We start from the raw sequence: 16,094 nt of genomic DNA on the forward strand, positions 1-16,094 counted from the left end.
CGAGCAGGTCAGGAGATGCCGAGGGCGGAGCCGATGAAATCGATGAGATCGGCGTCCGTCGCGGAGTCCGGCAGAGCCGGGCTGGTATCGGATTCGGTTGCGCCCGCATCGGATTCACCGAGCAGGCGCCGGAGTCGCTCGAGCGCGACGGCCCGATCGGCGGCGGACAGATCGGTGGCCGCCAAACCCGCTGCCACGCGCTCGAGGTCGCCGAGCAGGATGTCCACTCGCGGCGGCCGTGCCGGAGCGAATTCGCCGGCGATGAACGCGCTCAGGGCGGTGATGGTCGGATGGTCGAAGACCACGGTGGCGGGCAGGTCCAGACCGGTGCGCCGGCGCAGCCGGTTGCGCAATTCCACCGAGGACAGCGAGGTGAATCCCTGATCGCGCAGTCCTCGATCGTCGTCGACCGCGTGCGGATCGGCGTGACCCAGCGCGGCGGCCGCCTCCTGGCGAACCAGAGCGTGAACGCGACGGTGGCGCTCGGCGTCATCGAGGGCCGCGAACTCGTGTGCGGGCTCGGCGGCGATCGCGGGTTCGGCCGACGACAGCACTTCGGCGAGTAGCCGGGCGTGCATCGGATCGGCTGCCGCCCACTCGATATCGGCGACGATCACCTCACGCTCGCCACCGATGACCGCGCGCTCGAGTGCGGTGAGGGCTTGCGCGGGATTCATCGGCCGCAGTCCGCTCCGGCGCAGCTGTCCTGCCGCCGAACCGGCGATCCCCGCGCCCGCCCAATGCCCCCACCCGATGGCGGTGGCGGGCAGCCCGGCCCGGCTGCGATGGGCCGCCAGCGCACCGAGTACCGCGTTGCCCGGCGCGTAGTTCGCCTGTCCCGCGGCCGGAACGGTAGCGGTGACCGAGGAGAACAGCACGAAGGAGGACAGTTCGATATCCCGGGTCAGCTCGTGCAGGTGCAGTGCCGCACCCACTTTGGCCCGGTGTACGCGTTCGAGGCGTTCCCGGTCCAGGCCGTCGACCAGTGCGTCGTCGAGTACGGCGGCGGTATGCACCACATCGGTGAGCGGGCGGTCGGCCGGAATACTCGCGAGCAGGGCAGCCACTGCGGCCCGGTCGCCGACATCGCAGGCGACGACCACCGGATGGGCTCCGGCGGCGGACAATTCGGCGATCAATTCGGCCGCGCCGGGGGCCTGTGGTCCGCGCCTGCTGACCAGCAGCAGATCGGTCGCCCCGTTGCGGGCGAGGCGTCGCGCGACGTGCGCACCCAGCGCGCCGGTGCCGCCGGTGATCAGGACGGTGCCGGCCGGGCGCCAGCGTCCCGTGGCCCGCAGGGTGCCCGGTCGCACGCGCTTCACCCAGGTTCCGTCATCCCGTACGGCGAATTCGCGCTCACCGCCGGGATTCAGCAGTGCTGCGACGATCCGTGCGAGGGCATCGGTGCTCGGTTCCGCCGGTACGTCGATGACGGTGCCCGCACCGAGGCCGCCTTCTGTCGCCGCGGCGGTGACGAAACCCGCGTGCCACGCTCCGGACGGCTCGGGATCGACTCCGTCCGCATCGCGGGTCGGCAGCTCGTCGAACTCATCGGAGGCAACCGCCGCGGCGGTCAGCGTCGCGAACGCGGTGACTCGCGCCGCGGCGGCCGCGGACTGGGTCAGGATCGTGGTCGCGGCGGCGAGATCGAGATCGAACGCCGATCCGGTGGCGCGTGCGGCCAGCGGCAGCAACGACACCACGCTCAGGGCCTCGCCCGGCACGTCGGCCAGTGCCATGTCCAGCTCGGATCTCGTTGCGGTCGAAGGGTTCACACGCAGTTCGGTGACGTGTGCGGCGCCGAGCGCAGCGCGTAGTGCTCGGGACCACCCGTCGGCGGCGCCGTTGTCCGGGCCCACCAGTACCCAGGTCGTCTCGTGCTCGGGTGTCGCGTTGCCGGGAGTGAATCGCGACCACCGGGTGTGATGGATCCATTCGCCGGGCACGTGGTCGGCCGCGCCGCCCGGTGTGTCCACCCAATAGCGCTCACGCTGGAAGGCGTAGGTGGGCAGGGCGGCCCGGCCGTGGTCGGGCACGATCGCCGACCAGTCCACCGGGTGACCGTGGGTGAACACGGTGGCCGCGGCGGTCAGCACGCCGGCGACCTCGTCCCGGTCGCGGCGCAGGGCCGAGACCACGGTGACATCGTCGAGCACGCTCGACAGCGCCGCCGCCAGTACGGAGTCCGCACCCAGCTCCACCACGAGCCCGATGCCTTCGGCGGCCAAGGTGCGTGCGGCGTCCGCGAAGCGCACCGTGCCGCGCAGGTGCCGGACCCAGTACGAGGGATCGGCGAGCTCGGCGCCGGTCACTGCGCGGCCGGTGTGATCGGACACGATGCGCGGACCGGTGACGTCGGCGAAGGTCAGCTCGGACACCACGTCGCGAAACTCGTCGAGCACGGAATCCATCGCGGCGGAATGGAACGCGTGGGACACGGCCAGCCGCTTCACCCGCCGACCGCCCGCGGTCAGGTCCCCCGCAACCGTCGACACCGAATCCTCCGGACCCGAGATGACAACCGCGCGTTCACCGTTCACCGCGGCGACCGCCACCGTTTGCGTCGCGCCGGCGGCGCCGATCGCGGCGAGCACCTCGGCCTCGGCGGCCTCGACCGCCACCATCGCGCCACCGGCCGGCAATCCGTCCATCAGCCGGGCACGGGCGGCGACCAGCCGGGCCGCGTCGTCGAGGGACAGCACGCCCGCCACGTGCGCGGCGACCACGCCACCGATCGAATGCCCGGCCACCGCCGCCACGGGCACACCCCAGGACTCCCACAGCCGGTAGAGCGCGACCTCCACCGCGAACACCACCGACTGGGTATAGATGGTCCGATCGATGAGCCCGTCGGTGCCGGGTGCGCCGAACGCCACCTCGCGCACCGAGAACCGCACCGCCGCACCGAGATACCGGTCCAGCAACTCCACCGCGGCCTCGAACGCGTGGCGGAAGACCGGGAAACGCGCGGCCAGTTGCCGTCCCGCACCGGCCCGCTGACTACCCTGTCCGCCGAACACCACCCCCACCGCACCGGGCGAGGACCCCGGCCCGGTGACGACGTGCACCGCGCCGAGGTCATCCGCCAGCGCCCGCACACCCGATCGCAGCGCCGCGTCGTCCTCGGCGAGCACCACCGCGCGCGCCGCGAACCCGGCTCGGTGCCGGATCAGCGTGGACGCCACCGCGGCGGTCTCGAGCCGCTTCGATCCCGACAGGTGCACGGCGAGCCGATTCGCCTGTGCCCGCAGGGCGGCCGGAGTCCGCCCCGACAGGACGAACGGCAGGACCCCGTCCGGAGCCCCGTCCTCGGGAACAGCATCGGCCGCCGATGGATTCGGCCGCTCGTTCGTCGCGACAGCCCGCGGAGCGGGTGCCTCTTCGATGATCACGTGTGCGTTGGTTCCGCTGATCCCGAACGACGACACGGCCGCCCTCCGAGGCCGCGCGGCACGCGGCCACGGTTGCGCCTCGAGCACGGGCCGCAACGTTCCGGCCTGCCAGTCGACGAACGGGGACGCCGGCTCGGCGTGCAGCGTCGCGGGAATCAGCTCGTTGCGCAGTGCCAGGACGATCTTCGCGACACCAGCGGTGCCCGCGGCGGCCTGGGTGTGACCGATATTGGACTTCAGCGAACCGAGCCAGACCGGGTCGGCCCGATGCCGTCCGTAGGTCTCCTGGAGGGCCTGCGCCTCGATCGGGTCACCGAGGGCGGTGCCGGTACCGTGCGCCTCGATCAGATCGACATCGGCGGGATGCAGACGCGCATCCGCCAGCGCCGCCCGGATCACCTGCCGCTGCGCCGGGCCATTGGGCGCGGTCAAGCCGTTGGATGCCCCGTCCTGGTTCACGGCGCTGCCGCGCACCACGGCCAGCACCTCGTGTCCGAGTCGGCGGGCGTCCGACAGCCGTTCCACCAGTAGCACACTCACCGCTTCGGACCAGCCGGTCCCGTCGGCGGCGGCCCCGAACGCCTTGCACCGGCCGTCCGCGGCCAGGCCGCCCTGTCGCGCGAATTCGGTGAACATGCCCGGACCGGCCATCACCGTCACGCCACCGGCGACCGCGAGATCGATCTCCCCCGCCCGCAGGGCGCGCACGGCCAGATGCAGGGCCACCAACGACGAGGAGCACGCCGTATCCACGGTCAGTGCGGGTCCGGCCAGGCCGAACGTGTAGGCCACGCGACCCGAGAGAACGCTCGGCGAGGTGCCGGTGAGGCCGAATCCGGTTGCCGCGCCGCTCATCTCGTGCAGGCGCGGACCGTATTCCGATGGGCTCGCACCCAGGTACACGGCGGTGCGCGTGCCGCGCAGGGAGTCCGCGACGATGCCCGCGCGCTCGAACAGCTCCCAGACCGATTCCAGGACCAGCCGCTGTTGCGGGTCCATCGCGACGGCTTCGCGCGGCGAGATGCCGAAGAACTCCGCGTCGAACTCGGCTGCCTCGCCCAGGAATCCGCCACGGGAACCGTCCCCGCCGAGAATGCCGGCCAGCGCGCCGAGATCCCAGCCGCGATCGGCGGGCAGGTCTCCGATGGCCTCGCCGCCGGTCACCAGCAGGTCCCAGAGCGCTTCGGGGGATCCGTGCCCGCCGGGGAATCGCCCGCTCACCGCGACGATGGCGACGGGCTCGGCGGCATCGTCCGGGTCGTCCGAGACAACAACGGCGCCTGCCGGATTCGCAGCATCGGCGATGCCCGGGTCCGGGGCCGATCGCCCGCGCAGCCGGTCTGCCAGGTGCGCCGCGAGCGAGCCGGGGGTCGGGTAGTCGTAGATCGCGATCGGCGTCACCGCGAGGTCGAGCTCACGCGTCAGCAGGGTCGCCAGTTCTTGCGCGCCGAGCGAGTCCAGGCCCAGGTCCCGGTAGGTGCTCGTGGTGTCGAGCCGCTGCGGGTCGGTGTGGCCGAGCACCGTAGCGGTCGCCTCGCGCACGGTGACTGCGATGGGCGCCGACTTCGAGGCGGGCACGATGGGCTCGAGCTCGAGTGGCGCATCCTGCGGACCACCGCCCGATGACGGGTCCGTCGCCAGCGGGGCGCGGTTCGCCGGCGCATCCAGCCAGAACCGTTCACGCTGAAAGGGATAGGTGGGTAGGTCGATGCGGGTCGCGGGTGCCACCAGCGCGGTCCAATCGACCCGGTTGCCGTTGGTGTGGACGACGGCCGCGGCGGTCAGCAGGCCGGTCACCTCGTCGCGACCCGAACGCAGGGACGCGGTGGCGACGGTCTCGGCGGCATCGGACAGGGTGGCCGTCACCATCGGGGTGAGCACGGCATCCGCGCCGAGCTCGAGGAAGGTGCCGACGCCCGCGTCCCGTAGGGTGCGCACCGCGTCGGCGAAGCGGACGGTACCGCGCAGGTGCCGGGACCAGTAGGCCGGTCCGAGCTCCTCGGCTGCCTCGACCCGCCTGCCGGTCGCATCGGAGACGAGGGTGAGTTCGGGCGCGGTCCAGGTCAATTCCTCGACCACCGCTTCGAACTCGGCGAGCACGGGATCCATGGCCTCTGAGTGGAACGCGTGCGACACCGTCAGCCGCTTGACCCGCCGACCGGACTCGGACAGCGCGCCGGCAACGGTCGAGACCTCCTCGTCCGAGCCCGAGATCACCACCGCCAGCGGGCCGTTCACCGCCGCGACCGCCACCGTTCGCGACAGACCGGCGGTCTCGATCGCGGTCCGGACCTCCGGCTCGCTCGCCTCGACCGCCACCATCGCGCCGCCGGAGGGCAGTGCGCCCATCAGGGTGCCGCGCGCCGCGACCAGCCGCGCCGCATCCGCGAGGGCGACCGCACCGGCCACATGCGCGGCCACCACACCGCCGATCGAATGCCCCGCCACGGCCGCGACCTCGATCCCCCACGATTCGAGCAACCGGTACAGCGCGACCTCGACCGCGAAGATCACCGGCTGCGTGTAGATCGTCCGGTCGATCAGCCCTTCGGTACCCGGTGCGCCGAAGGCCACCTCGCGCACCGAGAAGTCCACCGCCGCATCCAGATACCGATCGAGCAGGGCCACGGACTCGTCGAAGGAGGCGCGGAACACCGGGAAGAGTTCGTACAGTTGCCCACCGGCTCCCGCACGCTGGCTGCCCTGGCCGCCGAACACCACGCCCACGCTGCCGCGCGCACCGGATCCCGTGACCAGACCCGCGGTCGTGCGCCCCTGCGACAGGGCTCGCAGACCGGCCAGCAGACCGTCATGATCTGCGGCCAGAACGACAGCGCGAGTGTCGAATTCGACCCGGCCACGGAGCAGGCCCGAGGCCAGCGACGAGATGCCGGGAGCGTGGGCGGCGACGAAGTCGGCCAGGCTCTCGCCCTGTGCGCGCAACGCCGCGTCCGAGCGGGCCGAGACAACTACCGGCACAACCGCTTTCGAAGACGCGACCGAATCGTCTACCGTTCGCTCTCCGCCGTCTCGCTCCCGCCGGCCATCGGCTCCGGCGGGCGCCTGCTCGACGATCACGTGGGCGTTGGTTCCACCCATCCCGAACGAGCTGACCCCCGCAACCAGACTGCGCTCCGGATGCGGCCAGGCACGTCCGCCGGTTACCACCCGCAGGTTCGATTCTTCGAGCCGCAGTGCGGGATCGGGCTTGTCGTGCCCGAGCGTCGCGGGCAGTTCGCGATGCCGCAGGCTCAGCACCGTCTTCAACAGTCCGGCGAGCCCGGCCGCGCCCTCGAGGTGCCCGATGCTGGATTTGACCGATCCGACCAGCAGTGGGTCGGCAGCCGTGCGGGTGCGGCCGATGGTCTCGGCCAGCGCTGCCGCCTCGATCGGATCCCCGGCGCGTGTTCCGGTGCCGTGCAGTTCCACGTACTGCACGTCCCCGGGGGCTATGCCGGCTCGTTCGAGGGCTCGGCCGATGACCGCGGACTGCCCGGCGACGGTGGGCACGGTGAACGATGGCCCGCCGCCGTCATTGGCCACGGCGGTCGCGCGGATCACCGCGTGGATCCGATCATGTTCCGCGACAGCGCGATCCAGTGGTTTGAGCAGCAGCGCTACCGCACCCTCCCCGCGCACATAGCCGTCGCGATCGGCATCGAACACCGAAGCGCGACCGGTCGCGGACACACCGCCGAATCTCTCGGCGGTCAGCGCGCCGTCGCGCGTCAGGTTCAGGTTCACCGCGGCGACGAACGCCGAATCCGTTTCGCCCGCCAGCAGACTCGCGCAGGCGAGGTCAACCGCGGCCAGGCCGGAAGACTGGCCGGAGTCGACGGTGAGACTGGCCCCGCGCAGGCCGAATACATAGGAGAGCCGGTTCGCGAGCGCACCGCGACTCTGGCCGGTGAGGGTGTGCCGTGAAATGGCCTCGGTCCCGCCGGCCTGCGCCAGTACGGCATAGTCCGCGGCCATCGCGGCGGCGAAGACGCCGGTGGCGGACCCCTGTAGCGCGGTGATCGGGATGTTCGCGTCTTCGGCTGCCTCCCAGGCCAATTCGAGCAATAGCCGCTGCTGCGGGTCCATCAGCCGTGCCTCTGCCGGGGAAATGCCGAAGAACGCGGCGTCGAAGCGGTCCACCTGCGCGAGGAAGCCGCCGACCAGGCCCGCCACCTCGCCGCCGGCGGCCGCACGCGATGCCGCGGGCACTCCGAGGGAATTTCCCGCCGTTTTCAGGAGATTCCAGAATTCACCGGGATTGTTCGCACCGGGAAGCCGGCAGGAAACGCCCACGATCGCGACCGCACTCGCGATTCCCTCGCGCCGAAAATCGTTCACTAGATCAGATCTCCTTTTGATCCGGAGAATAATTCGGTTACTACCCCCGCCCGAAAGCTCCGCGTGGAAGTTATTGTGCGAGTGCTATTCGCGAACCAACAACCGGAGGTGGCACAGGTCACATCGCGCGCTGATCGCTGTAACTTACTGTGCACCACTATGTTTCGACACTTGATCGGCATATCCGATATCGATCGATCCATGAATCCGATCAATTGCCACAGTCACGTTCAGGGATTACGAAACCATCCTTGCAATTGATTTGCAATCTCGGAGATTCAAAGGGCGGTAATGCGATTCGCTCTCCGGTTAGATGGTGATTCAGCGTCGACCAACCCGAAGGTGACTGTACGGTATGCCTGATCCGCTGGATTTGCTGCATTTGCGCACACTTGTGACCATCGCCGACACCGGCGGCTTCCGGCGCGCGGCGGACGCGTTACACCTGAGCCAGCCCACCGTCAGCCAGCACATCCGGATGCTGGAGCGGAGGCTCAAGTGCGTGCTCGTCGAAAAGAACGGCCGCACTTCACGTTTCACCCCCGAGGGCGAGCGGCTCGTGACCGAGGCCCGGCGGCTGCTCGCCGCGCAGGACCAGGTCCTGGCCCGGTTCGCCGAAGCACCCCGCCCCCAGATCAATATCGGCTCCACCGAGCACGCGGCCGACGGCCTGTTGCCCGACCTGCTCGGCGTCCTGCGCACCACGTATCCCGAAGCGGGACTGCACTTTCGGATCGACCGATCCACCGCGTTGACCGACGCGGTCGTCAAGGGCGTGCTGGATCTGGTGGTCGTGCTGGGCGGCAACACCGCCGAGCCGGTCGGCACCGAGGTGGGCGTCTTGGACCTGAGGTGGTTCGCCGGGCCGAACTGGCAATTGCCGCCGGCGCCGGGGCCGATCTCGCTGGTCGCCTTCGCCGAACCCTGCGGCCTGCGCCGTCGCGCCGTCCAGGCGCTCGGCGAACGCGGCTACGAGGTCTCGGTCACCGCCGAATCGGGCAACCTCGACGGCTTGCTCGCCGCGGCGAAGGCGGGTCTGGGCGTCGCTCTGCTGCCGTGTCTGTCCTCCGGGCCGTGTGATCTCCTCCCGGTCGGCGAACTACCCGAGGTCGGGGCGATCGATGTCCGCCTGGTCACCCGGCGCGGACTCGAGGACCACATCGAGAACATCGCGGTCGAGGCCATCACCGCGCATTACCGCGCGATCTCCGGCAGCGGGTTGCGCGGGGTCGCGTGAGCCGGATCCGGCGCTTACCAATCCCCATCTCCACACCCCGAAAGTAGTTGTCCCATGACAGATCTCGCCGTAGAGCCCACCGATGCACCGGTCACCGAGGTGCTGACGCCCGGAGTCCTGCCCGAAGCGCTGCTGCACCGATTTCACCAGCGCGCCCCCGAATACGATCGCGACAACCGCTTCTTCACCGAGGATCTCGACGAACTGCGGGACATCGGATACCTGCGGGCGGCGATCCCGGTCAGCCACGGCGGGCTCGGGTGGAGTCTCCCCGAATTCAACCGCGCCCAGCGCGCGCTCGCGTACTGGGCGCCGGCCACCGCACTCGGTGTGAACATGCACCTGTACTGGACCGGCCCGCTGGCCGACCGGATCGCCGCCGGTGACACGTCCCTGGACTGGCTCGCGCGCGAGGTCGCGGCGGGCAAGGTCATCGCCGCCGGTCACGGTGAGCGTGGAAACGACCTGGCCATCGACGATTCCACCACCGGTGCGGTGCCGGTCGAGGGCGGCTACCTGATCAACGGGCACAAGATCTTCACCTCGCTGTCGCCGGCCTGGGATTGGCTGGGCATCCATGCCCGCGACGACAGCGATCCCGAGCACCCGCGCATCCTGCACGCGTTCGTACCGCGCACCAGCCCGGGTGTGCGCACCGTGGAAACCTGGGACACCCTCGGGGTGCGGGCGACCGCCAGCCACGACACGGTACTCACCGATGTGTTCGTGGCGCAGGAGCATGTGGTCGAGAGCTACGAGCGCGGCGAGAACCCGGGTCCGTTCATCTCCTCGATCCTGCCCTGGGCGATCCCGGTGCTGGTGAACGTGTATCTCGGAATCGGCCGTCGCGCAGTCGATGTCGCCCTCGAGTCGGCGCGAACCCGCAACGTGCTGAGCCTGGGCGGCAAGCCCGTGGCCGGGAAGCCGTTCGTGCGGTATCACGCGGCCGACGCCGAGCTGGCGCTGGAGGCGGCGACCGCCCACCTCGACCACATCACCGAGGTCCTCGCTCGCGGTGACGATCTCGGGGACCGGCTGCTGCTGGCGTTGTTCGCCGTGAAGGAGAACGGCACCCGAACCGCGCGCACCGTGGTGGATCTCGCGCTGGAGATCGGCGGCGGCGGTTCGATCCACCGCCGCAACGAGCTGGAGCGGCTGTACCGCGACGTCCGGGCGGGGAGCTTCCATCCGCCCAGCAGCGACAGCGTCCGCGAGTACATCGGCAACTTCCTGCTCGGCGAATAGTCCCGCCACCGATCACGGATTCGGAGTACAGACAATGACATTGGCACATCTGGACACCCGGGCGGATCGCGCGGCCGCGGCCGCCGGGATCTTCCGCGACGCCGGCATCACGGTCGAGAAGCTCGGCGAGCACATCGGCGCGCGGATCGGCGGCGTGCGACTCGGGGGCGACGTGCCCGCCGAGCAGGTCGAAGCGATCCGGCTCGCCCTGGCGATCAACAAGGTGGTCGTCTTCACCGGTCAGCAACACCTCGATGACGAATCGCACCACGAGTTCGCGCAGCTGCTCGGCACGCCGACCGAACCTCATCCGACGTTGTCCGCACCCGGTACCCGAGTGCTGCCGATCGACGGCGCGGCGAACACCTGGCACACCGACGTCACCTTCGTCGACCGCGTCCCCAAGGCTTCGATCCTGCGCGCCGTCATTCTCCCCACCTACGGCGGAGCCACGACCTGGGCATCGACGGTCGCCGCCTACGAGCAACTACCCGCACCTCTGCGCACACTGACCGAACACCTGTGGGCCACCCACAGCAACCTGTACGACTACGTCGACCAGTCCGGCGGCTCCAACATCGGCAAACAGTACGACGTGTTCACCAGCACCGAGTTCCAGACCGAACACCCCGTGGTGCGCGTCCACCCCGAAACAGGCGAACGCTCCCTCCTCCTGGGTCATTTCGCGAAGAGCTTCCGCGGCCTGACGACCCCGGAGTTCCGCACCCTGTATCAACTCCTGCAGGCCCGAATCACCAAACTGGAGAACACGTTCCGCTGGAACTGGACCCTCGGCGACGTCGCGATCTGGGACAACCGCGCCACCCAGCACTACGGCATAGCAGACTTCGGTGACCAGCCACGCAAGCTCCACCGCATCACCCTCGCCGGCGACCTCCCGGTCTCCGTCGACGGAGCCCACAGCGAAGCGCTGAAGGGGGACGCTTCGCACTACAGCGAGGTCGTCCCATCACCGAGGCTGAGGTTCTTCGCGAACTGACCCACGGCGGTACGCCCACGCAGCCTGCAGCAAAAGGGACCGGCACCCGCGCTTTCCCGCCCCGAGGACGGCGCCTGGAACCGGAGACGGACCATCGTGAAACGCACCGCGGCCCCGTCGGATTCGACGGGGCCGCGGTGGAGACCGGGATCAGTTCGACGGGGACGTCGTGGTCGGAGCCACCGTGGTGGTCGTGGTCGGGGCCGTCGTTGTCGGCTTCGCGGCCTCCACGGTCGTGGGGGCCGGATCGGCCGGTTTCACCGTCGTGGGAGCAACGGTCGTCGGATCCACCGTCGTCGAGGGGGACGTCGTGGACGGGTCCGTCGTCGTCGCGGGGGCCTTGGCGTCGGCCTTGGCATCCGTCGTCGTGGTCGTCGTGGTGGTGGTCGTGGTCGACTTCGTGGTCTGGGGCGCGGCGGGGTCGGCGGCCAGGCCGGCCTTCTCCACGGCCTTCGTGGTGGTCTTGGGCGTGGTGGTCACGTCCAGATCGCCGGCCTGGGCCTTCTTGGCGAGCTCGGTCAGCCAGGCCGCCGCGTACTCGGCCGAGGTCAGGGGCTTGCCGTTCGCGGCGTTCGCGTCCTTCCAGTAGTCGAAGTGATGGCCGGAGTGGTTCGGGCCCAGGGTCAGGTTGTACGGGTCGCTCATGATCACGGGGATCGTGTTCTGGTTCGTCGTGATCAGGCCGATGATCTCGTTGAACACCTTCTGCGGCAGGTACGCCAGCGGCGACATGCTCTCGGCGGCAATGGCATCCGCCGCGGCGACGGGGCGCTTCTCACCGGGGGTGTAGTTCGGGTCCGACACCCGCAGCAGCACCGACAGGAACGTCTCGTTGCTCGCCATCCAGTTCGGCTGGGACTGGATGTCCGCGAACGCCTTGAGGGCGATGTCGCCCAGCACCATCGCGACGTCCATACCGGTCGCCGGGGTCAGGCCCTCGCGCTCGAGCTGATCGGCGTTGACCTGGCGGCCGACATTGACCGCGAGGGTCAGCAGCGAGATGTTCTTGGGTGCGGCGCAGGTGAGGTCGCCGTCCGAGCAGAACGAGGCGATCCGGCCGTTGAGCTTGCCGAAATCACCGCTGGTCCCGGGCAGCGCGCCCGCGCCGCCGGCGGTGTTGGAGCCGTTCTGATACTTCTGATCGAAGTTGTCCGGGTTGCTGCACGGATCCTTCGCACCCAGGAAGGTGCAATCGCCCTCCTTGCGCCCGGCGTCGGCGAGGATGACCACGCCGACCACGTCGTCCGGATTCACGATGCCGTACTTACCGTCGGCGCCGGCTTCCTGATTGCCGATCTTCATGGCCACGCGGCGCACGACATCGGCGCCCTCGCTGTAGCCGACGATCGAGTACTTGGTGTCCGGGCAGGCCTTGGAGATCTCGGTCATCACGCGCTCGGTGTTGGCCACACCGGTGTTGACCGCGTCCTCGTAAGTGGCCATGTTCGCCGGGTAGGCGATGTAGATCGCCGCGTTCGACCCGGGATTCACGTAGTCGGACGGAGCGTTCACGATGGGGTCGAGCCACGGGCTCTTGTGATCGCCGGACAGCGCCGCGGGCAACTCCTGGCCATTGGCGTCGACGAGCAGTTTGGTGGTCCCCGCGACCGGGGTGTCCCCGCGACCGGCGACCGAAATGGTCACCATGTCATGGCATTCGGTGACCGAGGAGCGCAATTGCGGCGCCGCGGTCTCGGATTCGGGCTCGGACAGGGTCAGGGTGGCCCCTACCACCGCGACCACACCCAGGATTGCCGGGGCGGCCACCGCCGAAGCAATCTTGTGTTTTGCGAAAAATTCGCCCAAAGGCATGCCAATATCCCCATTCCACAAAGCGGATGGCCGGGCCCCCGACGAACGGGCCAGTGTCACAGGAGACGTCGTCGGGGCCCGTGAAAGCGTTACTTACGCAACCGATCGGCTATCGCCATGGCTCGGATTACCCCCGCCCATCAGGCAGTTCCCGAATACACCGGCGGGCGACGGTGACCCCGGTCACCCCGACCCGCTCGGGAGTTCGCGTGCGCGGCGGGCCGATCAGCGGGCGTGCCGGGCCAGCACCAGCTCGTGCAGATCGTCGTGCGTGACCCCGACCAGCGACTCGCGGAAGTTGCGCCCCGGAGCCTCGGGCACCGCGATCTCGCAGGGGATGACGAGCACCGTGCAGCCCGCCGCCGCGGCCGAGATCGCACCCGTGGGCGAATCCTCAATGGCCACAGTGTGTTCGGGGTCGACGCCGAGCAGTTCGGCGGCCCGCAGGTACACGTCGGGCGCGGGCTTGCCCTGCCCGACCTCGTCGGCGCACACGGTCGCCCGGAAGTGATGCCTGCCCAGGGTGTCCAGGCCGTACTCGGTCAGGGAGCGTTTGGTGTTGGTCACCAGGGCCATGGGCAGATCCGCGGCCGCCAGCGCGGCGAGGACCTCCCGCGCACCCGGCCGCCACGGAATCGGATCGCGGAACAGTTCGATGACGCGCCGCTCGATCCACTGCCCGGCCTCGCGCAGCGCCGCGGGGGTCGGATCGAGCCCGAGACCGGTGAACATGATGCGCAGGGCGTTGGGGCCCGAGGCGCCGATCAGCGCGCGGCGCATGTCGTCGTTCATCTCGTGGCCCAGTTCGGCGGCGAGTTCGCGCACCGCGACATCCCAGAGCTTCTCCGAGTCGAGCAGGGTTCCGTCCATATCCCACAGCACGGCTTGCAACCGGGTCACCGGGTCCGCTCCTCTCACGTGCCTCATCAGGGACCGCATACGCCGCACGGCCGTGCCCAGCGTATCGGCCCGGGCGCGAACGGGTCCGGCGAGGATCGACCACCCGTTCGACAACCCATCGCCCCCGCATAGCACCGTCGCCCTCGCGAGACAAGGGCCCGGCGGCCGGAACCGCGCCCGCGAAAGCGGCTTCGAGGAGGGGTTTTCCGTTCCCGCCCGCCAGCAGACTTTCCTACCGTGAACACGCGAATGAGATGGGCCGCGGTCGCCGCGGCGGCGCTCGCCGTGACGGGCGCGACGACGGTGGTGACGAAGATCGCGGACGAGCGCGGCGCGAACACGGTCGCGGCGGACCCCGACATCCCGCTGGTCTGCGGGGACCGCCGGCCCTCGGCGGTCGATCCCGGCAGCTACGGCATGCAGAACGACGGCACGTTCCTGCATCCCGGGCTGACCTACGTCAACGAGGAGGAACAGCATCCGTTCCCCGGCGGCGGCGAAGAGCTCTTCCCGGCGACCGGCGGCTACGACCCGAACACCTATCGCAGCGACAACGTGACGGTCGAGGCGCACTACGGGGGTCAGCGATTCACCCCGGACCCCTTCCATTCCTGGCAGAACATCGTCGACTTCGACGGCCGCCGATACATGTTCCAGTACGACCGCAGCGAGGCCAGGGTCTACGACATCACCGACGTCCGGGACGTTCGTGTCGTGGAGTCGCTGTCCCGTGAGGACCTGGGCGAGGTCGACGGCAACGACGAGGCGGTCGCTGGCAAGGATTGGGCCGCACACGACTACTGGGGCGCGTCCACCATTCAGTGGAGCGAGCGCTACGGCGGCTACATCATGGTGCAGAGTTTCGAGATGCGCCGGCAGATCCCCTTCTGGCTCGGCGACACCCCCGAACACAGCAAGTTCGGCGCGCCCGGCGGTGTGGCCGCCGCCCGCGCGGACACCCAGTTCAAGGGCTTCAAGGTCTACAAGCTCAACGGGCCGCGCAAGCGGGACTGGCAACTGCTGGCCACGGTGAGCACCGATGCCGCCCAGCGCGATCCGCTCGCCCCGGATACGAGCAAGCCGCAGCAGGGCTCGGGCTCGCTCGACGTCCCGCACTGGGACGGCGGCCGGTACATGTTCGTCTCGACCGCGCCGAGCGACGACTGGTCGAACCAGGAATACCCGACCTACCTGTACGCCAACGGATTCCAGGTCTGGGACATGGCCGATCCGGCTCAGCCGCGGCTGCTGGACACCTGGCACCGCGAGGGCATGGTGCGCGGTGAGGACGCCGCCTACCGGGCCAATCCGCGCTGCGGCAACCGCACCTCGTGGATGGGTTCGCGCAATCCGCTGTACATCCCGACCCCGATCGAGCAGGGCGGCCGATACGGTTTCGCGGCGATGGGCGGGTTCGGCATGTCGATCCTGGACATCTCTGACCCGGCGAATCTGCGCGAAGTCGGCCACCTCGACATCCCGATGTCCGTCTCGGGCACCGAGGCCGACAACATCGACGTCTCCCAGTTCGAGCGGACCGGCATGGTCTACCTCAGCGGCTATCCGCTGTCCGAGGACTGCTACGAGCCGTACAAGGACATCTTCCAGATCGACGCCAAAGATCCCGCGAATCCGCGCATCGTCGACCGGCTCCCCCGGCCCACCCCGCCCGAGAACGCGCCGGTGACCGACTACTGCCAGCGCGGCGGCAGCTTCGGACCCAAGCGCAGCGGGTACTACACCTCACCCGGCGACCCGAAGGACGGACTGCTGATCTACGACTTCTACAACGCGGGCGCGCAGTTCTTCGACGTCTCCGACCCCGCGCACCCGACGATCGCCGGGTACTTCGCGCCGCCGACCTTCGGGCCCGAGACCCAGGACTGGGCGCGCAGCAATCCGACCCACGGGGTGTACGTCGAATACGACCGCAAGATCGTGTGGCTGCTCACCAACGACGGGATCTACGCGCTGAGTTCGCCGTCCCTGCTGGGCACACCGAACCTGGGCGCGCCGGCCGAGCCGTTCCGCACCAGCTCCCGCTGAAGCACGGGCACGGTCGCGATCACCACCGTGCTCCTGCCCAGGACACCGGCCACCGGCACCGAGCACGACGCGGGCCCCGGACAGGAAATTTCCCGGGCCGCGTGCGTGGGTTCTAAAAAAAAAC

Annotated in this window: 7 protein-coding genes; 4 read left to right on the forward strand and 3 right to left on the reverse strand. The window is 69.6% G+C overall.

Translation table 11 applies throughout. The features are described 5' to 3' along the window. Positions 1–8: 8 nt before the first annotated feature. Positions 9–7,730, reverse strand: a complete 7,722-nt coding sequence (locus ACWIGI_RS31920) for a type I polyketide synthase (protein ID WP_454206618.1) — start codon at positions 7,728–7,730, stop codon at positions 9–11. 355 nt (positions 7,731–8,085) lie between these two features. Between ACWIGI_RS31920 and ACWIGI_RS31925 the strand changes: the two genes are divergently transcribed. The 3 genes from ACWIGI_RS31925 to ACWIGI_RS31935 are packed head-to-tail and all read left to right on the forward strand — an operon-like array spanning position 8,086 to position 11,212. Beyond that, positions 8,086–8,967 carry a LysR family transcriptional regulator gene (locus ACWIGI_RS31925; RefSeq protein ID WP_454206619.1) on the forward strand — a complete coding sequence of 294 codons (882 nt, stop codon included), beginning with the start codon at positions 8,086–8,088 and terminating at the stop codon, positions 8,965–8,967. A gap of 54 nt (positions 8,968–9,021) precedes the next feature. Continuing rightward, positions 9,022–10,212: an acyl-CoA dehydrogenase family protein gene (locus ACWIGI_RS31930; protein ID WP_454206620.1), complete on the forward strand. Its 1,191-nt coding sequence runs from the start codon at positions 9,022–9,024 to the stop codon at positions 10,210–10,212. A gap of 34 nt (positions 10,213–10,246) precedes the next feature. After that, positions 10,247–11,212 carry a TauD/TfdA dioxygenase family protein gene (locus tag ACWIGI_RS31935; RefSeq protein WP_454206622.1) on the forward strand — a complete coding sequence of 322 codons (966 nt, stop codon included), beginning with the start codon at positions 10,247–10,249 and terminating at the stop codon, positions 11,210–11,212. A gap of 150 nt (positions 11,213–11,362) precedes the next feature. On the opposite strand, the gene ACWIGI_RS31940 is transcribed toward ACWIGI_RS31935, so the two are convergent. Beyond that, positions 11,363–13,024 (reverse strand): cutinase family protein, encoded by a 1,662-nt coding sequence (locus tag ACWIGI_RS31940; RefSeq protein ID WP_454206624.1) that lies wholly within the window; start codon positions 13,022–13,024, stop codon positions 11,363–11,365. Positions 13,025–13,249: 225 nt separating this feature from the next. Next, positions 13,250–13,951 carry an HAD family hydrolase gene (locus ACWIGI_RS31945; protein ID WP_454206626.1) on the reverse strand — a complete coding sequence of 234 codons (702 nt, stop codon included), beginning with the start codon at positions 13,949–13,951 and terminating at the stop codon, positions 13,250–13,252. A gap of 222 nt (positions 13,952–14,173) precedes the next feature. On the opposite strand from ACWIGI_RS31945, the gene ACWIGI_RS31950 reads away from it, so the two are divergent. After that, positions 14,174–15,970 (forward strand): hypothetical protein, encoded by a 1,797-nt coding sequence (locus ACWIGI_RS31950; RefSeq protein ID WP_454206627.1) that lies wholly within the window; start codon positions 14,174–14,176, stop codon positions 15,968–15,970. Positions 15,971–16,094 lie beyond the last annotated feature (124 nt).

This window comes from Nocardia sp. NPDC055321, assembly GCF_053645575.1.